The sequence below is a fragment of the Billgrantia zhangzhouensis genome, assembly GCF_021404465.1.
Classification (GTDB): Bacteria; Pseudomonadota; Gammaproteobacteria; order Pseudomonadales; family Halomonadaceae; genus Halomonas; species Halomonas zhangzhouensis.
In genome coordinates, this window is record NZ_JABFTT010000008.1 from 27,993 (window position 1) to 53,059 (window position 25,067).

General features: G+C 63.7%; 23 protein-coding genes. 18 read left to right on the forward strand and 5 right to left on the reverse strand.

Going from position 1 to position 25,067, the window contains the following annotated elements:
- Positions 1–134: 134 nt before the first annotated feature.
- Both HOP51_RS11425 and HOP51_RS11430 read left to right on the forward strand, forming a co-directional pair.
- Positions 135–752: a TetR/AcrR family transcriptional regulator gene (locus HOP51_RS11425; protein ID WP_234274035.1), complete on the forward strand. Its 618-nt coding sequence runs from the start codon at positions 135–137 to the stop codon at positions 750–752.
- Between the two features lie 53 nt (positions 753–805).
- Positions 806–1,465 (forward strand): 1-acyl-sn-glycerol-3-phosphate acyltransferase, encoded by a 660-nt coding sequence (locus tag HOP51_RS11430; RefSeq protein ID WP_234274036.1) that lies wholly within the window; start codon positions 806–808, stop codon positions 1,463–1,465.
- Here HOP51_RS11430 and HOP51_RS11435 read toward each other — a convergent pair whose 3' ends face one another.
- Together HOP51_RS11435 and HOP51_RS11440 are read right to left on the reverse strand one after the other, a co-directional pair.
- Positions 1,466–2,752, reverse strand: a complete 1,287-nt coding sequence (locus tag HOP51_RS11435) for an HlyC/CorC family transporter (protein WP_234274037.1) — start codon at positions 2,750–2,752, stop codon at positions 1,466–1,468.
- Between the two features lie 75 nt (positions 2,753–2,827).
- On the reverse strand, positions 2,828–3,628 hold the full coding sequence (locus tag HOP51_RS11440; protein ID WP_234274038.1) for a cytochrome C assembly family protein: 801 nt from the start codon (positions 3,626–3,628) through the stop codon (positions 2,828–2,830).
- Positions 3,629–3,885: 257 nt separating this feature from the next.
- Here HOP51_RS11440 and ffh point away from each other — a divergent pair, with 257 nt between their 5' ends.
- From ffh to HOP51_RS11495, 11 genes are all read left to right on the forward strand, one after another.
- Positions 3,886–5,295 carry a signal recognition particle protein gene (gene ffh / locus HOP51_RS11445; RefSeq protein ID WP_234274039.1) on the forward strand — a complete coding sequence of 470 codons (1,410 nt, stop codon included), beginning with the start codon at positions 3,886–3,888 and terminating at the stop codon, positions 5,293–5,295.
- A gap of 287 nt (positions 5,296–5,582) precedes the next feature.
- On the forward strand, positions 5,583–5,831 hold the full coding sequence (gene rpsP / locus HOP51_RS11450; RefSeq protein ID WP_010630215.1) for a 30S ribosomal protein S16: 249 nt from the start codon (positions 5,583–5,585) through the stop codon (positions 5,829–5,831).
- A gap of 22 nt (positions 5,832–5,853) precedes the next feature.
- Positions 5,854–6,411 carry a ribosome maturation factor RimM gene (gene rimM, locus HOP51_RS11455; RefSeq protein ID WP_234274040.1) on the forward strand — a complete coding sequence of 186 codons (558 nt, stop codon included), beginning with the start codon at positions 5,854–5,856 and terminating at the stop codon, positions 6,409–6,411.
- 38 nt (positions 6,412–6,449) lie between these two features.
- Positions 6,450–7,238, forward strand: coding sequence for a tRNA (guanosine(37)-N1)-methyltransferase TrmD (gene trmD, locus HOP51_RS11460; protein WP_234274041.1), 789 nt, complete (start codon positions 6,450–6,452; stop codon positions 7,236–7,238).
- 144 nt (positions 7,239–7,382) lie between these two features.
- Positions 7,383–7,739: a 50S ribosomal protein L19 gene (gene rplS, locus HOP51_RS11465; protein ID WP_111412830.1), complete on the forward strand. Its 357-nt coding sequence runs from the start codon at positions 7,383–7,385 to the stop codon at positions 7,737–7,739.
- 182 nt (positions 7,740–7,921) lie between these two features.
- The gene (gene xerD, locus HOP51_RS11470) at positions 7,922–8,824 is read left to right on the forward strand and encodes a site-specific tyrosine recombinase XerD (protein WP_234274042.1); all 903 of its coding nucleotides are present in this window, start codon (positions 7,922–7,924) and stop codon (positions 8,822–8,824) included.
- Between the two features lie 3 nt (positions 8,825–8,827).
- On the forward strand, positions 8,828–9,583 hold the full coding sequence (locus HOP51_RS11475) for a DsbC family protein (protein WP_234274043.1): 756 nt from the start codon (positions 8,828–8,830) through the stop codon (positions 9,581–9,583).
- A gap of 110 nt (positions 9,584–9,693) precedes the next feature.
- On the forward strand, positions 9,694–11,010 hold the full coding sequence (locus HOP51_RS11480; RefSeq protein WP_234274044.1) for a homoserine dehydrogenase: 1,317 nt from the start codon (positions 9,694–9,696) through the stop codon (positions 11,008–11,010).
- 3 nt (positions 11,011–11,013) lie between these two features.
- Complete coding sequence (gene thrC, locus HOP51_RS11485; RefSeq protein ID WP_234274045.1) at positions 11,014–12,402, forward strand: threonine synthase; 1,389 nt, start codon at positions 11,014–11,016, stop codon at positions 12,400–12,402.
- A gap of 264 nt (positions 12,403–12,666) precedes the next feature.
- A complete protein-coding gene (locus HOP51_RS11490) occupies positions 12,667–14,481 on the forward strand; it encodes a single-stranded-DNA-specific exonuclease RecJ (RefSeq protein ID WP_234274199.1) in 1,815 nt (604 codons plus the stop codon).
- Between the two features lie 81 nt (positions 14,482–14,562).
- The gene (locus tag HOP51_RS11495; protein ID WP_234274046.1) at positions 14,563–15,180 is read left to right on the forward strand and encodes a YitT family protein; all 618 of its coding nucleotides are present in this window, start codon (positions 14,563–14,565) and stop codon (positions 15,178–15,180) included.
- Between the two features lie 205 nt (positions 15,181–15,385).
- On the opposite strand, the gene HOP51_RS11500 is transcribed toward HOP51_RS11495, so the two are convergent.
- The 3 genes from HOP51_RS11500 to HOP51_RS11510 form a co-directional block, all read right to left on the reverse strand.
- Entirely contained in the window at positions 15,386–15,805 is a 420-nt protein-coding gene (locus HOP51_RS11500) for a VOC family protein (protein WP_234274047.1), read from the reverse strand.
- Positions 15,806–15,944: 139 nt separating this feature from the next.
- Positions 15,945–18,527 carry a heavy metal translocating P-type ATPase gene (locus tag HOP51_RS11505; protein ID WP_234274048.1) on the reverse strand — a complete coding sequence of 861 codons (2,583 nt, stop codon included), beginning with the start codon at positions 18,525–18,527 and terminating at the stop codon, positions 15,945–15,947.
- Positions 18,524–18,937 (reverse strand): MerR family transcriptional regulator, encoded by a 414-nt coding sequence (locus tag HOP51_RS11510; protein WP_234274049.1) that lies wholly within the window; start codon positions 18,935–18,937, stop codon positions 18,524–18,526. Before HOP51_RS11510 ends, HOP51_RS11505 begins: the two co-directional genes overlap by 4 nt.
- Before the next feature lie 295 nt (positions 18,938–19,232).
- Here HOP51_RS11510 and HOP51_RS11515 point away from each other — a divergent pair, with 295 nt between their 5' ends.
- From HOP51_RS11515 to HOP51_RS11535, 5 genes are all read left to right on the forward strand, one after another.
- On the forward strand, positions 19,233–20,534 hold the full coding sequence (locus HOP51_RS11515) for an OmpP1/FadL family transporter (RefSeq protein ID WP_234274050.1): 1,302 nt from the start codon (positions 19,233–19,235) through the stop codon (positions 20,532–20,534).
- 233 nt (positions 20,535–20,767) lie between these two features.
- Positions 20,768–21,866, forward strand: a protein-coding gene (prfB, locus tag HOP51_RS11520; protein WP_338073045.1) for a peptide chain release factor 2 whose coding sequence is annotated in 2 segments (ribosomal slippage) — positions 20,768–20,842 and positions 20,844–21,866 — 1,098 coding nt in all. Because the reading frame shifts where the segments join, the coding sequence is not laid out codon by codon here.
- A 91-nt stretch (positions 21,867–21,957) separates the two neighbouring features.
- A complete protein-coding gene (gene lysS / locus HOP51_RS11525) occupies positions 21,958–23,508 on the forward strand; it encodes a lysine--tRNA ligase (RefSeq protein WP_234274051.1) in 1,551 nt (516 codons plus the stop codon).
- 249 nt (positions 23,509–23,757) lie between these two features.
- Positions 23,758–24,144, forward strand: a complete 387-nt coding sequence (locus HOP51_RS11530) for a hypothetical protein (protein ID WP_234274052.1) — start codon at positions 23,758–23,760, stop codon at positions 24,142–24,144.
- A 98-nt stretch (positions 24,145–24,242) separates the two neighbouring features.
- Complete coding sequence (locus HOP51_RS11535; protein WP_234274053.1) at positions 24,243–25,067, forward strand: TOBE domain-containing protein; 825 nt, start codon at positions 24,243–24,245, stop codon at positions 25,065–25,067.

Genomic DNA, 25,067 nt, shown 5'->3' on the forward strand with positions numbered 1-25,067 from the left:
CAGGGTAGCCAAGTCGAAGAAAACTGAAAAGGGTTGACGCACAGTGGTCGAAAACAGTGTTCGATGTGCGCTATTCTAAGCTACCGGGCGAAGCATCGCCGCCCCGAGATGTGCAACCTCCTGCGAGGATCCCGATGGCTCGTCCCCGACAGCATGCGCCCGAAGCGCTCCATGCCCAAGTCATGGCCGCATGCGATGACTGGCTTCAGGGCAACCCCGTCCATGCGCTTTCGCTGCGTTCATTGGCGCGCGAGGTAGGCTGTGCGCCGAGCACTCTGCTCAAGCTCTATGGCAGTTTCGGCAATCTGCTCCAGCATGTGAATATCGAGACCTTGGCACGCTTGCGCATGGTCATCGAGCCGTTGACCGAAGGCACCTTGCCCGAGCGTCAGCTGCGCGCCCTGGCGCTGGCCTACTGGCAGTTTGCTCAGCGCGAGCCGTTCCGCTGGCAGCTGCTGTTCGACTATCCATTGGCCCAGGAGGGTGAGCTCGATCAGCGCCAGTCGGACATGATCGAGGCACTGTTCCTGCGCGTCGAGACGAGCCTCAAGGAGTACCAGCCGGCGCTTGGCGACCTCGAGGCCAGACGTCTTGGCCGCACCTTGTGGGGCAGCGTGCATGGTCTGGTGCAACTGGGGCTCAACGAGCGTCTAGGCTATTGGCAGGGTCAGCAGCTCGAAGTGCCCGAGCTGCTCGACCAACTGCTTTCCACCATTCTTGCCGGCCTCAGGCACAGGCCCGATATCGCGTGACGTTCGTTCTCTACGGATTGCTCGGCTCCCTTTTCCTGGCGGGGAGTTGGCGCGTGGCTCGCAAGCCGCGCCCGTTGATTCGTTTTTTCATCTTTCTGCTAGTGCACTGCTGTTACCGGCTGCGGTTGCGCGGTCGTCACCATATTCCGGCCAAGGGGCCTGCAGTGGTGGTGTGCAATCACGTCAGCTTCATGGATGCCTTGGTCATGGGCGGCGCCAGTCCACGCCCGTTGCGCTTTCTGATGGATCGGCCAATCTACGAGTCGCCTTGGCTCAATTGGCTGTTTCGCCTGGTGGGTGCGATTCCCGTGGAGTCCGATCGGCGCGATCCGGGCAGCGTACGGCGTGCCCTGGAGGAGGTCAGCCGGGCACTGCGCAGCGGTGAGGTGGTGATGCTTTTTCCCGAAGGAAGACTGACTCCGGATGGCGAGGTGCATACCTTTCGCCGTGGGCTCGAGACGATCCTGGCACGGGATCCAGTACCGGTGATCCCTGCCGGCTTGGCCGGGCTGTGGGGGTCGTGGACCTCGCACCGAGGAGGGCAAGCCCTGACCAAGCGGCCACGCCGTTTCCGCGCCCGGGTTGCACTCTACTTCGGCGAGCCGATTCCTCCAAGGCTGGCGCGGCGCGATCGCCTCGAGACACGGGTGAGGGCACTCAAGGCCGAGGCCGACGGCTGGGCCTGTCCGCACGATATCGCGGCGCCCCGCTGATCACGTTTGACGCTGGCGCCCGGCCCGACCGGCCTGCCAGCAGCGGGCCGAGGTGATCAGGTTGTCACGGACTTCGAGGACTTCCATACGAACGCTGCCGATCTGCAGGCATGCGGGACCATCGGGAAAGGCTTCCAGATGCTCCAGGATCAAGCCGTTGAGGGTCTTGGGACCGTCGGTGGGCAGTTTCCAGCCCAGGGCCCGATTGATGTCGCGGATGTTGGCGGTGCCGTCGATCACGTGGCTGCCGTCATCCTGGCGATGGATCTCCTGGTCCTGGTCCGCCACGTCGGTGGTGAACTCGCCGACGATCTCCTCAAGGATGTCCTCCAGCGTGACCAGCCCCTCCACGTCGCCATACTCGTCCACCACGATGCCGATGCGCCGCTTCTGCTTCTGGAAATTGAGCAGTTGGGTGTGCAGCGGTGTCGATTCGGGGATGAAGTAAGGCTCGCGCGCTTCCTGCACGATGGAAGCCTTGGTGACTTCGTCGCGCGCCAGGAAGCGTGCCGCGTTGCGTAGATGCAGCATGCCGATGATGTTGTTGATGTCGCCCTTGAAGACTGGCAGGCGGGTGTGCTGGCTGGTGCGGATCTGGGTCAGGATGGCATCCAGCTCGTCGTCGAGGTCGATTCCTACCACCTCGTGGCGCGGCACCATGATGTCGTTGACCGTGACGTTCTCCAGATCGAGGATCGACAGTAGCATGGCCTGGTGACGATGGGGGATCAGTGTGCCCGCCTCATGCACCACGGTGCGCAGTTCGTCCCTGGTCAGGCTGTTGCCTCCCCCTTCTATGCTCTTGATTCCGATTAACCGGAGCAGGCCGTTGGAGAGTGCATTGACCAGCCACACCAACGGGTAGAGCACCTTGAGCAGCGGCTCCAGCACCAGCGAGGAGGGATAGGCGATGCGCTCGGGCTTGATCGCCGCGTAGGTCTTGGGGCTGACCTCGGCGAAGATGAGAATCACGATGGTCAGGAACAGCGGGGCGACCGCAGGACCGGTGACCTCACCGAAGAAATGAATCGCGAGCACGGTGGCGATGGCGGCCGCCAGGTTGTTGACCAGGTTGTTGCCGATCAGGATCACGCCGATCAGGCGGTCCGGACGTGCCAGCAGCCGCAGAACCCGACGAGCCCGGCTGTCGCCGCTGCCGGCCTCGTGGTTCAGCCGGTAGCGGTTGATCGACATCATGCCGGTCTCGGAGCTCGAGAAGAATGCAGAAAGGCAGATGAGCAGAAAAAGCAGGCCGAACAGCAATCCCAATGGGAAGTCGTCGCTCAAGGTCGTTGGATCCTCGCTGGCATGTCAGCCCCGTTTGTAGGTATTCGGCTCGGCAGTGTCAAGGCGACTTCCGGTTCAGGTGCGGTTAAGAATGATCTCAAGCACGAATTTGCTGCCGAAATAGGCCAGTAGCAGCACGGCGCAGCCGCCTAGCGTCCAGCGCACGGCGCGCATGCCGCGCCAGCCCAGCCTGTGATGGCTAATCAGCAGGATGGCGAAGATCACCCAGGCGGCCAGTGACAGAATGGTCTTATGGGCCAAATGCTGGGCAAACATGCTCTCGACGAAGATGAAGCCGCTGACGATCGACAGAGTAAGTAGCGCCATACCTGCCCAGATCAGCTCGAACAGTACCCGCTCCATGGTGGTCAGTGGCGGCAGCACCTGTACCATGCCGCGGGTATGATGATGGCGCAGGGCCTGATTCTGCAGGCCGAGCAGCACCGCTTGGCAGGCGGCGATGAACAAGATGCCGAAGGCCAGCGCCGAGCTCATGGCGTGCAGGGCGATGCCCGGCGTCATGCCGCCGGTGCGCTCGGGGCTCGGCAGGCCCACCGCCAGCAGCAGAGCGAGGCCCGATACGGGAAAAAGCGCCACGGCCACGCTCAGTACCGGCTTGGCCAGGCTGACGACGAGCAGCAGGATCACCATGACGGCGGTCAGTACCACGGCACTGGTCGAGAGGCCGGGCATCAGGCCAGGGCTCTGGTCGATCAGCTTGATGGCGACGGGAAGATGGAACAGCAACCCCACCAGGCCCAATGCGCGAACCAGGGCGGGACGCTGCGGTACGCGACGAAGCAGCGTGAGCCCCTGCCATGAGGCAGCGCCCAGATAGAGGAGAAAGGCCATGATGGCCAGAGGAAGCGCCTGCATCTGTTGTCGTCCGTCCTGCGCCGTGGCCGGCGCTAGTGCATCTCGGGTGGATAGAGTCTGCCGAGGCCACTATACCCAATCCTCGCTGCGCCGCACAGCCGTCGCATACATGGAGACTGCTCGCCACAGGGCGTATAATGGCGCTCAGATTCTTCAACCGCTTTATCCAGGCTGTTCCTCGCCTCGCGATGAGTGTGGCGCTTCGTCGCGGCCTTGCTCGATGCGGTAACCCGAAAGCCTGTCAGCCGGAGTGGCTTATGTTCCAGAACCTCAGTGAGCGGCTCTCCCAGACGCTCAAGTCCATCAAGGGCCAGGCGCGCCTGACCGAGGACAACATCAAGGACACGCTGCGCGAAGTGCGCCGCGCGCTGCTCGAGGCCGACGTCGCCCTACCGGTGGTCAAGGACTTCATCGAGCGGGTGCGCGAGCGCGCCGTGGGGCAGGAGGTATCGAAGAGCCTCTCGCCCGGCCAGCAGTTCGTCAAGATCGTCCAGCAGGAACTCGAGGCGACCATGGGCGAGGCCAACGAGGGCCTCTCGCTCAAGGGCTCGCCCGCAGTAGTGCTGATGGCCGGCCTGCAGGGCGCGGGCAAGACCACCTCCGTGGCCAAGTTGGCGCGTTACCTGAAAGAGCGTGAGAAGAAGAAAGTGCTGGTGGTTTCCGCCGACGTCTATCGCCCGGCGGCCATCGACCAGCTCGAGACGTTGGCCGGTGAGGTGGGTGTCGACTTCTTCCCTTCGCAAAGCGACCAGAAGCCGGTGGCCATCGCCGAGGCGGCGATCAGGCACGCCAAGATCCAGTTCCACGACGTGGTCCTCGTCGATACCGCCGGTCGCCTGGCCATCGATGAGGCCATGATGGCCGAGATCGCCGAGCTGCACCGCGCCTGCCAGCCGCAGGAAACCCTGTTCGTGGTCGATGCCATGACCGGCCAGGATGCCGCCAACACGGCCAAGGCGTTCCACGAGGCGCTGCCGCTGACCGGCGTGATTCTGACCAAGGCCGACGGCGACGCCCGCGGCGGTGCCGCGCTGTCGGTACGTCACATCACCGGCAAGCCGATCAAGTTCATGGGGGTAGGCGAAAAGGTCGACGCCCTGGAACCCTTCCACCCGGACCGGGTGGCCTCGCGCATTCTCGGCATGGGCGACGTGCTGTCGCTGATCGAGGAGGCCGAACGCACCGTCGACAAGAAGAAGGCCGAGCAACTGGCCAAGAAGGTCAAGAAGGGCGAGGGCTTCGACCTCGAGGATTTCCGCGACCAGCTTCAGCAGCTCAAGAAGATGGGCGGCATGGGCGGCCTGCTCGGCAAGCTGCCGGGCATGGGGCAGATGGCCGAGCTGGCTCAAGGCCCCGGCCCCGAGAAGGAACTGGGCAAGCTCGAGGCGCTGATCAACTCGATGACTCCTCAGGAACGGCGCAAGCCAGAGATCATCAATGGCTCGCGCAAGCGTCGTATCGCCGCCGGCGCCGGCCTCCAGGTGCCCGATCTCAACCGTCTGCTCAAGCAGCACAAGCAGATGCAGAAGATGATGAAGAAGGCGGGCAAGAAGGGCGGCATGCAGAAGATGATGCGCGGCATGTCCGGCATGATGGGCGGCGGAGGCCCGGGAGGCCCTGGTGGGATGGGCGGCATGGGCGGTCCTGGCGGCTTCCCGTGGCGCTGAGTCGCAGGCTGGCCGTGCAGAGGGCCGATGCTATGGGCTGCGTCCGCGAGACTCGAAAAAGGGTTTCAAAGCGGGGCTGATTTCCGTAGAATGCTGCGTCTTCATGGCAGGACCGTGGCAATGCCCGGCTGCACGCTTGTAAAAAGCACTTGCAAAGACAGTGACCGAATGACGCGAAAGCGGGTCCACGGACCCGCTTTCCTGGCAGAAGCCGAGCACCCTGGCCGCTCGCCGGGGCCGGCGCATCGGTATTTAAACGTAACCTCAACCGAAGGATAGTCAACGCCATGGTTACCATTCGTCTGGCACGTGGTGGCGCCAAGAAGCGTCCCTTCTACCACCTGACCGTGACCGATTCACGCAACTCCCGCGACGGTCGTTTCATCGAGCGTCTGGGCTTCTTCAACCCGATCGCTCGCGGTCAGGAAGAGCGTCTGCGCGTCGATCTGGACCGCGTTGCTCACTGGCAGGACCAGGGTGCACAAATGTCCGACCGCGTGGCCGAGCTGGTCAAGGAAGCCCGCAAGCAGGCCTGAGTCTGTGCAGTTCGGTGACGTCATGAGCGAGCAGGCCGCACGCAGCGAACGCGACGACCATGTGGTGCTGGGCAAATTGACCAGCCCCTACGGTGTCAAGGGCTGGCTCAAGGTTTACTCTCATACCGGCCCGATGGACGGCATCCTCGAGTATTCCGAATGGGTGCTGCGCCAAGGTGATACCCTGAGTCGCCATCGTCTGCTACAGGGGCGGCGTCACGGCAAGGGCCTGGTGGCCCTGCTGGAAGGTGTCGATTCGCGTGAGGCCGCCGAGCGCATGGCCGGTGCCGAGATCCTACTGCCCAAGACGGATCTGCCCCAGCTCGAAGGCGACGAATATTACTGGCACCAGCTCGAAGGGCTCACGGTCGTGACTCGCGAGGGCACGGTGCTGGGGTGTGTCGCTTATCTATTCGAAACCGGCGCCAACGACGTGCTTGTGGTTAAGGGCGACCCGCAAGGGGAGCCGTCGGCAATCGACGATCGTGAGCGTCTGCTGCCTTTCCTGCCCGACGAGGTGATCGTCGAGGTGGATCTGGCGGGCGGCACCATGACCGTCGACTGGGATCCGGACTTTTGAGCCTCGAGGCTGGGGCCGAAACAAACGCAACGCCCGACATGTGGGTCGGCGTCGTGTCGCTGTTTCCCGAGATGTTCGATGCCATTACCCGGCACGGCGTCACCGGGCGGGCGGTCAGCCAGGGGCGGATTGCGCTGGAGTTCTGGAACCCGCGCGATTACGCCAGCGACCGCCATCGCACCGTGGACGACCGACCTTATGGCGGCGGCCCGGGAATGTTGATGAAGGTCGACACACTGCGCGCTGCCATCCACGCTGCCCGTGAGCGAGCGAGCGAGGCCACCGGGCGGAGCCCGCGAGTGGTCTACCTTTCGCCCCAAGGGCGGCGGCTCGACCAGCAGGGCGTGAGCGAACTGGCTTCCGGTCCCCCGCTAGTGGTGGTGGCCGGGCGCTACGAAGGCATCGATGAGCGTATCGTGGAGAGCGACATCGATGAAGAGTGGTCGATCGGCGACTATGTGCTCAGCGGCGGTGAGCTGCCGGCCATGGTGTTGATCGACGCCGCGGCAAGATTGGTTCCCGGCGTGCTGGGACATCAAGATTCCGCGGTCGAGGACTCCTTCAACGAGGGGCTGCTGGACTGCCCGCACTATACGCGCCCCGAGGAGATCGACGGGCGGCGGGTGCCGGATGTCCTGCTCAGCGGACATCACGGCGAGATTCGACGCTGGCGGCTCAAGCAGTCGCTGGGGCGGACCTGGCTGAGGCGCCCCGATTTGCTGGAAGGCAGGTCGTTGAGCGCCGAGCAGCAGAAGCTGCTCGAGGAGTTCATCGAAGAATACGCCCTGTCAGGTGACAGGACGGAGGTGCAGGACGCGAGGCGCTGAGGCCATGCCCCTGGGGGCTCCCCGCGCTGCGGACCTGCGTCACCCATCATTTCCCGCGCTCTCGAGCCAGGCTCGGGCGCCGGGATCACGTGCCGCCGTTGACCTTGTAAGGAGCGGCGGCGCCGAATACGAGGAGTCATTGTCATGAGCAGCAAGAACAAGGTGATCCAGGCGCTCGAAGCCGAGCAGATGAGCAAGCAGGTGCCGGAATTCGCTCCGGGCGACACCGTCGTCGTGCAGGTCAAGGTCAAGGAAGGCAACCGTGAGCGTCTCCAGGCTTTCGAAGGCGTGGTGATTGGCAAGCGTAACCGCGGCCTGAACTCCGCTTTCACCGTGCGCAAGATTTCCCACGGCGTCGGCGTCGAGCGTACCTTCCAGACCTACAGCCCACTGGTCGACTCCATCGAGGTCAAGCGTCGCGGCGACGTACGCCAGGCCAAGCTGTACTACCTGCGCGAGCGCAGTGGCAAGTCGGCGCGTATCAAGGAAAAGCTGTCATAACGAAATACTGCGCGGGCGAATCGCTGTGTTGCCCGGATGCTCGCAATCCTCACGTATTGTCATACGCTCCGGTTGCTGTGCTCCGTGCGCCTTGCGCTTCATCCCGCTCGTAGTTTCGTTGTTAAGGCTAAAGCCCTGCCACCGCTCACGCGGGGCGGGGCTTCGTCGTATTCGGGCATGACATGACACACGACAACCGGTCCCTTGTCCTGATCGAGACCTTTCTCGACGCCCTATGGCTCGAGCGTGGGGCGAGCGAGCACACCCTTGTGGCCTATCGACGCGACCTTGAAGCCTGGGCGGCCCGGCTGGTGGAGGCAGGTGGCGACCTGCTCACGCCGGATGAGACGCTGCTGCCGGCCTGGCTCGATGAGCGGCGCTGCGCCGGCTACCAACTGCGCAGCAACGCCCGACTGCTCTCCAGTCTGCGTGGCTTCTACCGCTGGGCGCTGGCCGAGGGGCGTATTGGGCGCGACCCGCTGGCCGAAGTGCGCCTGCCGCGGGTGCGCCCCAACCTGCCGGATACCCTGGAAGAGGACGAGGTGGCGCGTCTGCTGGCCGCGCCGGACCTCAGCACCGACCTCGGCCTGCGCGATCGTGCCATGCTCGAGGTACTCTACGGCTGCGGCCTGCGAGTCTCGGAGCTGGTCGGGCTTAGCGTCGATGCTGTCAACTTGCGCCAGGGCGTGGTGCGAGTCAGGGGCAAGGGCGAGAAGGATCGACTGGTCCCGCTGGGGGAAGAGGCCGTACACTGGCTGACACGCTACATGCGCAGCGCCCGTGGCGCGTTGATGAGCGACGCGACACGGCCGGCCCTGTTTCCCGGGCGCGGCGACAATGCCATGACCCGTCAGACTTTTTGGCACCGAATCAAGGCGCACGCACGTACGGCCGGTATCACCCGACCATTGTCACCGCATACGTTGCGGCATGCTTTCGCCACACACCTTTTGAATCATGGTGCCAACCTGCGTGTCGTACAGTTGCTGCTCGGTCACAGCGACCTGTCGACCACCCAGATCTATACCCATGTTGCGCAGGCGCGACTCGAAGCCCTGCATGCCGAACATCATCCTCGAGGCTGACACATGACTGCGTTATCCGATCGTATCGCCAGCACCTTGTTTGCGCTGACCCTGCCTGTCACAGCGCTGTTGCTGCCCAATGTCGCCCAGGCCGACGCGGCCGAGCGGCTGGCTGAGCGTCTGAAGGTGAACGGCCAGCCGATGCCCGTGGCCAGCGTTCACGAGACACCGCTGCCTGGCTTCTACCAGGTGCGCCTGGAAACCGGCGAGGCTTTTTACAGTGACGCCGAAGGTAAATACTTTCTGGTGGGCGATCTCTACGAGAATGGCAACGATGGACTCACCAACCTAACCGAGCAGGCGCGCAACGTCGAGCGTACCGAACAGCTTGCCCAGGTGCCGGAGAGTGAGCGCGTGGTCTTCCGTGGCACCGGTGACAGCCGGGCCGAAATCGTCGTATTCACCGATACCACCTGTCCTTACTGCCGCCAATTCCACGAGGAGGTGTCGGCGCTCAACGAGAGAGGGATCGAGGTACACTATCTGGCGTTTCCCCGGGCCGGCATGAACTCCCAGGGGGCGCGTATCCTCGAACAGATCTGGTGCGCCGACAATCGCAGCGAGGCAATGAACGCAGGCAAGCGGCAGGAGACGCTGTCGGGCAGCAGCGACTGCGACAATCCAGTCGAGGATCAGTATCATCTGGGCATGGCCGTCGGCGTACAGGGGACGCCGGCCATCGTACTGCCCGATGGTCGGCTGGTGCCGGGCTACGTGCCCGCCGAGCGCCTGGTCGACATGCTCGGCCTGGCAGAGTAACCGGCCAAGCGACAGGACGAGCAACAGGCAGAGTCACAAGCGGCGGCAGCTCAAGCACTGCCGGACGCAATCAGAACGCTGGACATTGACATCATCAGGGGAGCAGGACATTGAAACCGGTGAGAGTGGGAATCTGTGGTCTGGGTACCGTCGGCGGCGGTACCTTCAACGTACTGACGCGCAATGCCGACGAAATTGCGCGGCGGGCCGGCCGCCCTATCGTGATCGAGCAGGTGGCGCTGCGCAGCTCCAACCCGGAGTGCGATCTCACCGGTATCAAGACCACCAACGACGTGTTCGAGGTGGCCCACAACCCTGATGTCGACGTTCTGGTCGAGCTGGTCGGTGGCTATGACCTGGCCCGCGAGCTGGTGCTCACCGCCATCGCCAACGGCAAGCACGTGGTCACCGCCAACAAGGCGCTGATTGCCGTGCACGGCAACGAGATCTTCCAGGCGGCCCACGAACAGGGCGTGATCGTGGCTTTCGAAGCCGCCGTTGCCGGTGGCATCCCGGTGATCAAGTCGCTGCGCGAGGGCCTTGGCGCCAACCGCATCGAGTGGGTGGCCGGCATCATCAATGGCACCGGCAACTACATCCTTACCCACATGCGCAGCGAAGGCCGCGCCTTCGAGGACGTGCTCGCTGAAGCCCAGGCGCTGGGCTACGCCGAAGCCGACCCCACTTTCGATGTCGAAGGCATCGATGCCGCCCACAAGCTGACCATCCTGGCCTCCATCGCCTACGGCGTGCCGCTGCAGTTCGAGAAGGCCTACACCGAGGGCATTTCCCGGGTCACCGCCGAGGACGTCGAGCAGGCCGACAACTTGGGTTACACCATCAAGCACCTGGGCATCTCCAAGCGCACCGATGCGGGGCTCGAGTTGCGCGTGCATCCGACCCTGATCCCCAAGGAGCGACTGCTGGCCAATGTGCACGGCGTCAAGAACGCCATCGCCATCATGGGCGACGCCGTGGGGCCGACGCTCTACTACGGCGCCGGTGCCGGCTCGGAGCCCACCGCCTCGGCGGTGGTAGCCGACCTGCTCGACGTCGCCCGCGACATCGCCACCGACCACCATTACCGCGTGCCTTACCTGGCCTTCAGTGGCATCGGCGAGGACGATGGCGGCCTGCCGATTCTGCCCATGGAGGACATCGTCACCGCTTATTACCTGAGGCTGTTGGCGGTGGATCGTCCCGGTGTGCTGGCGCGGGTTGCGACCATTCTCTCCGAGCAGGGCATCTCCATCGAGGCACTGGTGCAGAAAGAGGCCACCGAGGGCGAATTGGTACCGATCATCCTGCTGACCCACAGCTGCCGCGAAAAGCACATGAACGAAGCGATCCGCCAGATCGAGTCGATGGCCGACATCGCGGGCCCCGTCACTCGTATTCGCGTTGAAAGCCTCGACGAGCAGGAATAAACCATGCGCTACATCAGTACTCGTGGGCAGGCGCCTACGCTTTCTTTCGAAGAAGTCGTGCTGACCGGCATGGCCAGCGACGGCGGACTCTACGTACCGGAGACCATCCCGCAGCTCTCTCGTGAAGAGCTCGCCGGCATGGCCGGGCTCTCCTACGCCGAGATCGCCTTCCGTGTGATGAAGCCCTACGTCAACGGAGAAATCGACGACGAGACCTTCCGCGGTATCGTGCGCGAGGCCTACGCCACCTTCAGCCACGACGCCGTGGTGCCGCTCAACCAGCTCAACGCCAACCACTTCCTGCTCGAGCTGTTCCATGGCCCCACGCTGGCGTTCAAAGACGTCGCCCTGCAGTTGCTGGGCCGCATCCTCGATCACTTCCTGGCCAAGCGCGGCGAGCGCGCGGTGATCATGGGGGCGACCTCGGGCGACACCGGCTCGGCGGCGATCGAAGGCTGCCGCCACTGCGACAACCTCGACATCTTCATCCTCCACCCGCACAACCGGGTCTCCGAGGTACAGCGTCGCCAGATGACTTCGGTGCTGGCCGACAACGTGTTCAACATCGCCATCGAAGGCAACTTCGACGAGGCCCAGGCCATGGTCAAGGCGAGTTTTGCCGACCAGGCTTTCCTGAATGGCACGCGCCTGGTGGCGGTGAACTCGATCAATTGGGCGCGCATCATGGCCCAGATCGTCTACTACGTGGCTGCCGGCGTGGCGTTGGGCGCGCCGCACCGTCAGGTCAGCTTCTGCGTGCCCTCGGCCAACTTCGGCAACGTGTTCGCCGGCTACATGGCCTATCGCATGGGGCTGCCGGTCAAGCAGTTCATCATCGCCACCAACGCCAACGACATCCTGCACCGCACCATTGCCGACAACGACTTCTCCAAGCAGGAGCTCAAGGCGACCCTGGCGCCCTCCATGGATATCGTGGTGTCGTCCAACTTCGAGCGGCTACTGTTCGAGGCCCACGAGCGTGACGGCGAAGCCGTGGCCGCGCTGCTCGAGCGCTTCCAGAACGAGCCCACGGCGCTGGCGGACGCCCCCCTGGCCCGGCTGCGTGAGCTGTTCTCGAGCCATAGCGTCGATGATGCCACCATCCTCGAGGTGATCCGCGAGGCGCACCACCGTACCAAGGAAGTGCTCGACCCGCACACCGCTACCGGCTACCGTGCCGCCGAGCGTGTCCGGGCCGATGCCGAGACGCCGATGATCACCCTGGCCACGGCCCACCCGGCCAAGTTCGCCGAGGCGGTGGTCAAGGCGGGCTTCCCCGGTGTGCCGCTGCCGCCGCACATGGACGACTTGCTCGAGCGCGAGGAGCGCTATGCCGTGCTGCCGGCGGAGCTGGCGAAGGTGCAGGCGTTCGTGGCCGAGAACCGGCGGTAGGGTCAGCAAGGCACCTCGCCAAGGTAGCGAGGGCATAGGGGACAGGTCGAAGAGGAGGTCTTTTGCCATGGATGGCAAAAGTAGCGCCCAGGGATGGGTTTACAGCGCCTCCTCGTAGACCTGTCGCCGGCTAGCCCGAGCGGTGGTCAATGGCGGCGAAGATAGGCCCTGCGCCCCTCGCAGCGGGGACAGCCCGAGAGACCGCGCCGCGATGCCCATGAGTCGGCCGCAAAACCCGTCATGAAACAGGAGCCACGCTTGGACGTGACCGCGCCGCCCGACCTGCACGCCCGACTCAAGACACGGCTGCTGCTGCGCCCACGCAACGAGGTACTCTATGCTCGTGCCCGCGCCGAGGGGCTGACCGAGCTGCAGGCCCGGGTGCTGGCCGGTCGCCTGGCCGACTACGAGGGCGAGTTGGCACCGCTGACCCAGCCCAGCCTGCGCTACCTCGAACACCCGGAGCGCCTGGCCGACGGTCGTCGTGCCGCCGAGCGCATCGCTACCGCCGTGACCGAGGGCGAGCACATCGGTATCCTCACCGACTATGACGTCGATGGCATTACCTCTCACGTAGTGATCCGGCGCACCCTGGTGGAAGTCTTCGGCGTGCCGGAGTCGCGCCTGCATAGCCTGATTGGGCATCGCATCCACGACGGCTATGGCATCAGCCTGCCGCTGGTGGAGCGCACGCTAGGTCTCTCGCCGCGGCCGAGCCTGGTGATCACCGCCGACTGCGGCAGCTCCGACGAGCCGCGTATCGCCCGGCTCAAGGCGGCGGGCATCGACGTGGTAGTGAGCGATCACCATGCTTTGCCGATCGAAGGGCCTCCGCCCTCGGCCCATGCCGTGGTGAACCCGACACGCAGCGACTGCCAGTATCCTGACCGTACCATTGCCGGCTGCATGGTCGCCTGGCTGGTCATGTCGCTCACGCGCAGTGTGTTGATCGAGTGGGGTGTGCTGCCCGATGCGACACCCAAGCTCTCTGCCTGGCTCTCCTACGTGGCGCTGGGCACCGTGGCCGACTGTGTCTCTCTGGGTGCTAGCCCGGCCAATCGCGCCGTGGTCAGCCACGGGCTGGCACTGATCAACCGCATGGAGGCCGCCTGCTGGCGTGCCATGGCAACGCGCCTGGGCGAGGACAGCGTACCGTTCTCCGCCGAGACGCTGGCCTTCCAGATGGGGCCGCGCATCAACGCCCGTTCTCGTCTTGACGACCCCTACGCGGCATTGCACTTCATGCTGGCGGGGGACGACGCCACCGCGATACGCCATTTGCAGACGCTGGACGAGGATAATCAGTCACGCAAGGCGATCGAGGCGGAGATGGTCGAGGAGGCGCGCGCCCTGGCCTTGCCCCAGCTCGAGGCCGACCTGCCTGCCTTGGTGGTCTACCTCGAAAGCGGCCATCCCGGCGTGCAGGGCATCGTCGCCTCGCGCCTGGTGCAGGCTTTTGGACGTCCTGCGCTGGTGCTGACACCGGCTGCGGCGCCCAACATGCTCACCGGCTCGGGGCGCTCCATCGAAGCGCTGCACCTGCGCGACGTTCTGCAGCGCGTCCATGAGCTGGCGCCCGAGGCACTGCCGCGCTTTGGCGGGCATCGCGGTGCGGCCGGGGTCGGCGTGCCGATGGAGCGGCTCAAGGCTTTCCGCTCCGCTTTCCTGCAAGCGGTGGAGGAGCAACTGGGCGGTCTCGAGCTGTTTCCCCATGTGTTCACCGACGGGACGCTGGCTTCCGGGCAGTTCCAACTGGCTACGCTGCTCGAGCTGGAGGCGCTGGGTCCCTACGGGAGGGAATTCGATGCGCCGCTGTTCGAAGGGGAGTTCCTGGTGGAGTCGCTGCGTTCGGTGGGGGCCGACGGCACTCATCTGTCGATGACGCTGTCGGCCGGTGCGACGAGCCTCAAGGCGATCTGGTTTCGTGCACTGACGCCGGGAGAACTGCCGGCCTTTGGCTTGGGTGACAGGCTGCGCTGCGCCTATCGGCTCAGTCGCAACCGCTGGCGGGGGCAGGAGTCGCTGCAGCTCATGATCGAACATGCCGAGCCGCTGGTAGCGAAGCACCGCGCAACCTAAGCGAGATCAATGATTTCCCTGGCTCGACCCGCTAGAATCCGGGCCGTTCGGGACTCGTCCCGCCATCCCAAGGAATCGTGAATGGATCCACAAGATCTTCCCACCGATCCTCATCGCCCCTACGAGGACGTGATGGCGATGCTGGTGGGCACGCTGTTCGTCGCCCTAGGCGTCACCTTCTATACCCAGGCGCTATTGCTCACCGGCAGTACCGCCGGCATGGCTTTCCTATTGCAATATGCCAGCGGCTGGCGCTTCGGGGTGTGGTTCTTCCTGATCAACCTGCCATTTTACTACCTGGCCGTTAAGCGCATGGGCTGGTCGTTCACCCTGCGTACCTTCGTTGCCATCGCCCTGGTATCGCTGTTCTCCGAGCTGACCGGCAAATGGATCAGCTTCGATACATTGACCCCGCTCTATGCCTCGCTGATGGGCGGCAGCCTGATCGGCATCGGCATGCTGGTGCTGTTTCGTCACCGCACCAGTCTCGGGGGCATCAATATCCTCGCACTCTATCTGCAGGGTCGCTATGGCCTGCGTGCCGGCTACGTGCAGCTCGGCATCGACGGACTGATCATGCTCGCCGCCTTTCTCGTGCTGCCGCCGGAGCGGGTGGGGCTCTCGGTGCTCGGCGCCGTGGCGCTCAATTTGATCATTGCCCTCAATCACAAGCCCGGCCGCTATATGGGTGTGAGCTAGGGAAACACTGCACAAATGCCTGCGCGAGCGAATCACTGCGTTGCGCGGTGCTGGTGCGCCAGCCCGGTCGGAATCCTCACATATACCCCATATGCTCCGGTTCCTGTGCTCCGTGCGCCTTGCGCTTCATCTCGCTCGTCGATTTGTTCAGCGTTTCCCTGAAAAGTGGCTGTGCTCGCCGACTTTTCGGTGGGCATGGCTCTTGTCAGTAGTTGGGCCAGACGCCCGGCGTGGCCAGCTCGATGAGGTGGCCGTCGGGGTCGCGGAAGTAGAGGCTTTCACCGCCGCGGGGCCAATGAGTGCGCCCTTCGATGGCCACGCCGTGGTCGCTGAGCTGTCGCTCCCAGGCGGTCAGCTCGCGTGCGTCGATGGCGAAGGCGAGGTGTACCCGCCCCTTGCCATCGTGGGGCGGGATGGTACCCATGTCGTTGGGCAGCACTACGGTTTCCAGCGTCTCGCCCTGGTGGAACAACAACAGTACCGTATTGGCGCCGGCATCGTAGGCGGTGAAGCGGTGGTCGGCATTGAAGGGCTCGAGCCCCATCACACCTTCGAAAAAGACCCGCGCCCGATCCATGTCGTCAACGTAGAGCGCGGTCTCGAGAACGCCGTTGAGCCTGGGCATGGCTGTCTCTCTTTCTGCCATATGTCTTCAGCTTAGCAGGTACTTTTATCCTGCCTGTTGGGCATGGTTCAGCGGCGCCACCAGAACCACCAGGCGATGGCTAGGATCAGAACCATGCCGACGAGATTGACGAACCAGCTCATGACAGGGCCTCCTGGGATTCAGCCGGCGCCGCATGGCGCTCGGCGTGGATATCGCCGCGGGTCTTGAGTAGCCGCAGCCGGTTGGCATTGCTGACCACCGTGATCGAGGAGAGCGACATGGCGGCACCGGCGATCATCGGCGAGAGCAGCATACCGGTGAAGGGGTAGAGCACCCCGGCGGCAATGGGGATGCATAGCACGTTATAGCCGAACGCACCCACCAGATTCTGCTTGATGTTGCGTAGCGTCATGCGGCTGATCTCGATGGCATCGGCAATGCCGTGCAAGGAGCTGCGCATCAGCGTGATACCGGCGCTCTCGATGGCTACGTCGGTGCCCTGGCCGATGGCGAAGCCGACATTGGCGCGAGCCAGAGCCGGTGCATCGTTGATGCCGTCGCCCACCATGCCGACCACCTCGCCGGCCTGCTGCAGGCGCTCGATCTCAGCGTGCTTGTCCTCGGGCAGGAGTTCCGTGCGGAAGTCGTCGATGCCTACTTCGCGTGCGATGGCCGCCGCGGTGTGCTCGTTGTCGCCGGTGAGCATCACCACCCTGAGCCCGTCGGCCTGCAAACGCTGGATCGCCTCGAGGGTGTCGGCACGCAGCGGATCGCTGATGCCGAATAGAGCGGCCAGCCGTCCGTTAACGGCGAGGTGAACGACGGTGCGGGCGTTTCTCTCGAGCCCGGCAGCGAGCTCAGCACCCTCGGAAAGATCGACTCCGGCTTCCTTCAACAACCGGGCGTTACCCAACAGGAGCGCCTCGCCGTTCGGTCCCGTGGCCTTGACGCCACCGCCAGTGACGCTGTCGAAGTCGTGAACTTCCACCGCCCCGGTGCCGGTCAGCCCGCTTTCCTGGGAGTAAGCCAGCAGGGCGGCTGCCAGCGGATGCTCCGAACCGCGCTCCAGCGCCGTTACCAGCCCGAGAAGCATCGCTTCGTCGTCGGCGAGGAAGTGTACATCGGTGACGCGTGGCTTGCCCTCGGTCAGGGTGCCGGTCTTGTCGACCACCAGGGTGGTAAGGCGGCTTGCCGTTTGCAGTGCCTCGCCGCTTCTCACCAGCACACCATGTTCGGCGGCCTTGCCTACGCCGATCATGGTCGAGATGGGAGTGGCCAGCCCCAAGGCGCAGGGACAGGCAATGATCAGCACCGTGGTAGCGGTTACCAGCATGTGGATCAGCCGAGGCTCAGCACCGAAGTTGTACCAGGACAGTGCCGTGATCACCGCAATGATCATGACCGCAGGCACAAAGATGCTCGATACCTTGTCGGCCAGTTCGCCGATGGGGGGGCGTGAGTTCTGCGCCAGCGCCACTTGCTCGGTGATCTGGCCCAGACGAGTATCGGCACCGACGCGTGTCGCGCGATAAACGAGGCCGCCTCGGCCGTTCACGGTGCCTGCGTTGACTTCGTCGCCTTCACCCTTGGCAGCCGGAAGCGGCTCGCCGGTGAGCATCGATTCGTCGATATGGCTGACGCCACTGAGTACCACGCCATCCACCGGCAAGCGCTCGCCGGGGCGCACGCGAATATGATCGCCTTCACGTACTTCATCGATGGGCAACTCCTGCTCGTCGCTTCCCCGTATCACTCGTGCCGTGCGGCTCTGCAGGTCGAGCAGGCGTTTGAGTGCTTCGCTGGTGCGGCCCCGGGCGCGAAGCTCCAGGGCGTTACCCAGCAGCACCAGGCCGATGACCATCGCCGAGGCCTCGAAGTAGATGCCATGGGCCACCGCCGGCAGCCAAGGGGCGAAGGCCACCACTCCCATGGAGTAGAGCCAGGCGGTGCCGGTGCCCATGGCGATCAGGGTGTCCATGTTGGCCTGATGGTGCTTGAAATTCTTCCAGGCATTGGCGAAGAAGTGCCGGCCCGGACCCACCAGTACCGCCAGCGTCAGCAGCCCGATCGCCAGCCAGTAGAGCCGCCCCCAGCCGACCGGGTGCGGGTGATAGACGAACATGCTGGCCATCAGCGGCATGGCCAGCGCCAGCGACCAGAAGCTGCCATGCAAGCGGCGACGGTAGGTCTCGGTATCCTTGGCGGCACGGGCTTCCTCGGCCTGGCGCAGGTCTACGATGGGCTCGGCGCCGTAGCCGACGGCTTCCACCGCCTTCACTAGAGTTTCGGCATCGACTTGGCCATGTACTTGGGCCACCCGCGTGCCGAAGTTGACCGATGTCGTGGCCACGCCCGGCGTGTGTGCAAGCACCTGCTCCACGCTCCTGACGCAGCTGGCGCAGGTCATGCCCGAGATCGACAGGCGATGGGTGACTCCACCCTCGGCGCCGGAAGGCGGCTCGGTGGCACCTTGCTCAAGCGTAGTTTCAGCGAGTCCTGTCGCGTCGTTGTCTGACTCGGCCTCGACAGCCTCGGCCGGTCCAGTTGGATAGCCGGCCTGTGCCAGTAGACGATCGAGGGTATCGTCGTCCAGCCGGGAATACACGACCAGACGCTTTTCGGCGGGAGAGCCGGTGACCTCGGCCTCGGGATCCTGCGCCTGGATCGCCTCACGCATGCACTTGACGCAGCCTTGGCAGCTCATTCCCGGCACGTTGCGTACAATATGGAGCATACTCATTTCGTCTCCTCGGGAAAGCTTTCGATCAGCCGGCATAGGCTGTGGCCGTCGGGAGTCCCGTCGGGCATCTCGGCCCAGGCGTCGAGGGCCTGTTCCATTCGGGATGCCAGGGCCTCGAGTTCGCGGATGCGAGCGCGAATCTGGGGCAACCGGCTGGCCAGCAGATCGCGCACCATGGGACAGGGCGAGTCGCCTTGATCGGCATGGGCCAAAATGTCGCCGATCTCGGCCACGCTGAAACCTAGCGTGCGTGCGCGCTGAATGAAGCGCAGTCGCTCGAGGTCGGCCTGATCGTATAGCTGATAGCCATTGTCAGGGTTTCGCTCGGGGTGGAGCAGCCCCTCCCGGGTGTAGTGGCGTACCGTCTCGGCAGTGACGCCGGCATGACGGGCCAGTTCGCTGACCTTCATGGGAAAATCTCCCAACTGTTTGACACCATGCATGGCAGTGTAAAACCTTTGGGTTACACAAAGGTCAAGCGGATGATTGGGCGCAATTGAATGCGCCTGGCGCGCCATGTCTATGGAAAAGTTCAACGGCTTCTGCCAAAACACAACTAAAGTATTAGCATTTATTGCATTAAAACGAACGTTTGGCCTTGATCCGAATGAGTGTTTGGCGAAAACTGGTCGGGTAGGGCACCGCCCCGGAGCGAGGGCGGAACGTACAACCAGCTCCAGCCCATCTGGAAGAGGACGCCGAGTCATGCAGAACAAGTTCAACAAGATTACCTTGGCCGTGGCCATCGCTGCCGCCGCCTTCGCTAGCCAGGCCAACGCTGGCGGTTACCAGATCAACGAGCAGAGCGTCAGTGGCCAGGGTTATGGCCACGCCGGGCGGAGCTCCAACGTCAACGATGCCACCATCGTATTCGGCAACCCGGCGGGTATGTCGTTCCTCGACCGGGCGCAGGTGACAGCGGGCGGGACGTACCTGAACGTTAATTCCGATATTGAGTCGAGAGGCTCGTCCCTTGGGCCGTATCCGGTCGATGGAAGCACCGAGGGAGATATGGTGCCGGGTACCTTCGTACCCTTTGCCTTCTATGCGCACCCGATCAATGAGCGTCTTGCCTTTGGCTTCGGTGTCTATGCCCCCTTCGGCGCAAAGACCGAGTACGAAAGCAGCTTCGATGGACGCTACATGGGTAACTACACCGAGGTAACGGTGATGAGCGCCCAGCCGACGCTGTCGTTCAAGTTTAATGAACAGTGGTCTGTTGGGGCCGGTATTACTTATAACCGCGTTGATGGTGAGCTAGCGTCAAAGGTTCCTGTTAGCACATTGGGCGGCCTTATGCAGGGGGCTAATGTGCCACCGTCGGTAGAGGGAGACGGCGAGGTCCGTGTGGAGGGTGATGACGAGGCCTGGGGCTACAACATCGGTATCATCTATCGCCCGATTCCCGAGACCACGCTGGGCCTGACCTATCGCTCCAAGGTGGACTATACCCTGGAGGGCACCTCACGCTCATCCGGGGGCGCCGAGGCGGTTCGTCAGAACCAGGATGCCAAGCTGGACCTGACGACCCCCGAAACGGTCAACTTCTCCATTACTCAGCAGATGACCGACCGCCTGAAGCTGATGGCCGGTGCTTCCTGGGCGCGCTGGAGCCGCTTTGATCGGATTCTGGTCGAGGGTTCAATTGATAGTGAGATCATCAACGAGCAGCAGAACTACTCCAATGCCTGGGCGTTTTCCACAGGTGGTGAGTATCAGCTGACCCCCCAGTTGGCGCTGCGTGCGGGTGTGACCATCGACAAGACACCCACCAACGACCTGACCCGCAGTGTGCGGATTCCGTCTGACGATCGTCGTATCTTCTCCATCGGTGCCGGCTGGACGCCTATTGACAATCTGACCCTGGACTTTGCCTATTCCTATCTCACCGAGCGTGGCACACAGGTCAATCAGTCGCGTGATGTTGGCCCGCTGCCGGCCTCATACTCCGCCGACTACAAGAACGAAGCCCACGGCTTCGGTGCCCAGCTGACCTATCGCTTCTGATCGGCAATCATACGTTTGGTACAGACCAAGCGTTCGTTCCAAGCCCGGCATATGCCGGGCTTGGTGCTTTTCCGTCCTGCTGGGCAGGCATCTCGAGATAGGCGCCCCCTCTCTTCGGCAAGGGTGCGTCCCATCGCCGAGTTGGCTACAATAGTCGCCTTTTCGGCGCTGCCGGGGCGAGTCCATGGCCTGCCCCGGCAGCCGTCCTCCATGCGAATCAGGCGAGCGAGCCCATGCTGGAAACCAACCCCATTCACAACCTCATCAAGGACCTGGCCGAACGGACAGACGTCCTGAGGGGGTATCTTTGACTATGCCGAACGCAAGGATCGGCTAGAGGAAGTCTCCCGCGAGCTGGAAGACCCGAACGTCTGGAACGACCCCGAGTACGCCCAGAAGCTGGGTAAGGAACGTGCCTCCCTCGAGGCCATCGTCGAGACCATCGACGAACTCGACCAGGGTCTGGCGGACAGCCGCGACCTGCTCGAGCTGGCCGAGATGGAAGAGGACGAGGACACCGTCGCCGAGGTGAAGAAGGAACTCGATGGGCTCCAGGAGAGCCTGGCAAAGCTCGAGTTCCGGCGCATGTTCTCGGGCGAGATGGACGCCAACAACGCCTATCTCGACATCCAGGCCGGTTCCGGCGGCACCGAGGCCCAGGACTGGGCCAACATGCTGTTGCGCATGTACCTGCGCTGGTGTGAGCACCACGGCTTCAAGACCGAGATCACCGAGCTTTCCGCCGGTGAAGTGGCGGGTATCAAGTCGGCCACGATTCACGTGCAGGGCGACCACGCCTTCGGCTGGCTGCGGACCGAGACCGGCGTGCACCGCCTGGTGCGCAAGAGCCCGTTCGACTCCGGCGGCCGTCGCCATACGTCATTCGCCTCGGTATTCCTGTCGCCGGAGATCGACGACAGCTTCGAGGTCGATATCAACCCGGCGGATCTGCGCGTCGATACCTACCGCTCCAGCGGCGCGGGCGGTCAGCACGTCAACACCACCGATTCCGCAGTGCGTATCACCCACGAGCCCACCGGCATTGTGGTAGCCTGTCAGAGCCAGCGCAGCCAGCACGCCAACCGCGACTTCGCCATGAAGCAGCTCAAGGCGAAACTGTGGGAACACGAGATGGAGAAGCGCAATGCCGCCAAGCAGGAGGCGGAAGACTCCAAGGCCGATATCGGCTGGGGTAGCCAGATCCGCTCCTATGTGCTCGACGACCAGCGCATCAAGGACCTGCGGACCGGCGTGCAGACCAGCAACTGCGACCGGGTGCTGGACGGCGATCTGGACGCCTTCATCGAAGCCAGCTTGAAGCAAGGTTTGTAGCCTCGGGCCACGAGCCGCGAGCGGTAGCCAATCCGCTTGCGCTCGTGGCTCGTGGCTCGCCGCCCGTAGCGAATTCTTAACAGGTAACGACATGGCCAACCAGAGCTCTTCCCCGGAAAGCCCCCAGACCGACGAGAACCGCTTGATTGCCGAGCGTCGGGTCAAACTGGCGGCGCGCCGCGAGCGTGCCGATGCCACCGGCGGCAGCGCCTTTCCCAACGATTTTCGCCGCGACAGCCTGGCGGCTGACCTCGTGGCCGAGCTGGGTGAGAAGGACAAGGGCGAGCTGGAGTCGCTGAATCGTCCTGCGGCAGTGGCCGGGCGCATCATGCGCAAGCGTGGCCCGTTCCTGGTGATTCAGGACCCCTCCGGTACGATCCAGCTCTACGTCGACAAGAAGGGGCTGGCGGAGGACGTGCTCGAGGACATCAAGGGCTGGGACATCGGCGACATCGTGGCCACCCGCGGCCCGGTGCACAAGTCGGGCAAGGGTGACCTCTACGTGATGATGGAGGAAGCCAGGCTGCTGACCAAAAGCCTGCGCCCGTTGCCGGACAAGTTCCACGGCTTGACCGATATGGAGGCGCGCTACCGCCAGCGCTACGTCGACCTGATCATGAACCCCGACTCGCGCCGGGTATTCGAGACCCGCGCAGGGGTGATCAGCGCCATGCGCCGCTTCTTCGAGGAGCGCGGCTTCATGGAGGTCGAGACCCCCATGCTGCAGCCGATCCCTGGTGGCGCCACCGCGCGGCCCTTCATCACCCACCACAATGCGCTGGACATCGACATGTACCTGCGCATTGCGCCGGAGCTCTACCTCAAGCGCCTGGTAGTGGGTGGCTTCGAGAAGGTCTTCGAGATCAACCGCAACTTCCGTAACGAAGGCCTGTCGACCCGGCACAACCCCGAGTTCACCATGGTCGAGTTCTACCAGGCCCATGCCAACCACCATGACCTGATGGATCTCACAGAGGAGATGCTGCGCACCGTCGCGCTCAAGGTGCTGGGTACCACCACGGTGGTCAACACCGTGCGCAGCGCCGAGGGTGAAGTGCTCGAGACCTATGAGTACGACTTCGGCAAGCCGCTCAAGCGCATCAGCGTGTTCGACTCGATCCTCGAGTTCAACCCGGACATTCACGCCGAGGCGTTGGCCGACGAGACCGCCGCGCGGCAGATCGCCGAGCGCCTGGACATCGACGTCAAGGATGGTTGGGGCCTGGGCAAGATCCAGATCGAGATCTTCGAGAAGACCGTCGAGCACCGCCTGAAGGACCCGACCTTCATCACCGATTATCCCACCGAGGTGAGCCCGCTGGCGCGGCGCAAGGACAGCGACCCGTTCGTCACCGAGCGCTTCGAATTCTTCGTCGGTGGGCGCGAGATCGCCAACGGCTTCTCGGAACTCAACGACGCCGAGGACCAGGCCGAGCGCTTCCGCGCCCAGGCGGCGGAGAAGGAGGCCGGTGACCTCGAGGCGATGTACTACGATGCCGACTACGTGCGCGCGCTGGAGTACGGCATGCCGCCCACCGCCGGTGAGGGCATCGGCATCGATCGCCTGGTGATGCTGTTCACCGACAGCGCCTCGATACGGGATGTGTTGCTGTTCCCGGCCATGCGCCCCGAAGTGGAGTGAAGGGGCTGCGCTTCGACCCGGCAAGCCGCTGAAGCGACGGGGGACATGCCTTCGAGGAGGCGCACCGAGCCCATCCCTGGGAGCTACCGGCGCCATCCATGGCGCCGGACCTCCTCTCCGGCATTCGCCTGTCGCGTTACTTCTTATGACGGATCAAGCCCGGACTTCGTCTACCGGCCGGCGGAAGTATTGGTAAGCGGCGGCGGTAGCGCCCATAATGATCTCCGTTTCGACGTCGAGGAGACCGTGATGAAACTGCTCAACCGCTCCGCCCTGAGCGTCAGGCCTACCCGGCACTTCGTGGACTGGATAAATGCCCTGGAACCCACCATGGGGGAGGACGACCTCACCCTGGCCGACGTCGAACGCGAAAGCACCGTCTACCTGATTCCCGAGATGGACACCCCGGAGGCGCTGGAAGCCTTCGTGCGCGAACGCTACCTCGAGATCCTCGAGACCGAGCTGCGCGCCTGGGAAGAAGACGAGCGCCAGTGGCCCGAGGCCTTGGACTGGGCGCTGTTCCAGCGCTTCCTGCAGGTCGAGCACAGTTACCTGGCGATCGATCTGGACGACGAAACGGCGCTGGAAATCTCCGAGGTCGATGATTCGCTGCTGCTCGATACCGATCAGGACTGACGCCGGTCGTTCGGTGTCGTGTCCATGCCTATGGCCACCTCTCGTCCAAGCCTCAATGTCCCGTAGTACGGGAACGCCTTTCTTTACGGATGGCCTACATGACCGACTTTCATCCCACCGACTGCTCAAAAGCGCCGCTGGAAATCGATGGACAGCTCTGGTTCAAGCGTGATGGAAAGGCTTATCTGGGAGGAAAGCGTATCGAACTGCTGGAACAGATCGAGGTCACCGGGTCGATCAACCGGGCCGCCAAGGCCGTTCAACTGAGCTACAAAGGCGCCTGGAATGCCATCGAGGCGATGAACAACCTGTCGGAACGACCTCTGGTCGTCAGGGAAACCGGAGGCCGGCACGGTGGCGGCACCCGGCTGACTGAGTTCGGGCGCCAGATGGTATACACGTGGCGGCGTATGCAGGCGGAGTATGAGCGCTTTCTTGGCGAAATCGCCCGGGGCACGCCCAATTTCGATGAAATCGATCACTTGCTGAGGGCCATCGCAATGAAAACCAGTGCTCGCAATCAGCTACGGGGAGAGGTCATCGCTATCGACAAAGGAGCCGTCAACAGCAACGTAACGCTGGATCTGGACGAGGGGCTGAAGGTCGTTGCCAACATCACCAACGACAGCGTCGATGAGCTGCAGCTAGCGCCGGGCAGGACGGCTATCGCCCTGATCAAGGCCAGCTTCGTGCTGCTGTCTCCCGGTCCCGTGGCAAGGACAAGCGCGCGCAATCGCCTTTCTGGCACGATCAGCGATATCAAGCCGGGCGCGGTGAACAGCCAGGTCAAGCTCCAGCTTTCTGCCAATCGCACGCTGACCGCGATCGTCACCAACGACAGCGTGGAGGAGTTACAGCTGGCCACGGGGCAGGAGTGCACCGCTCTGATCAAGGCATCCCACATCATCATCGCGGTAGATTGA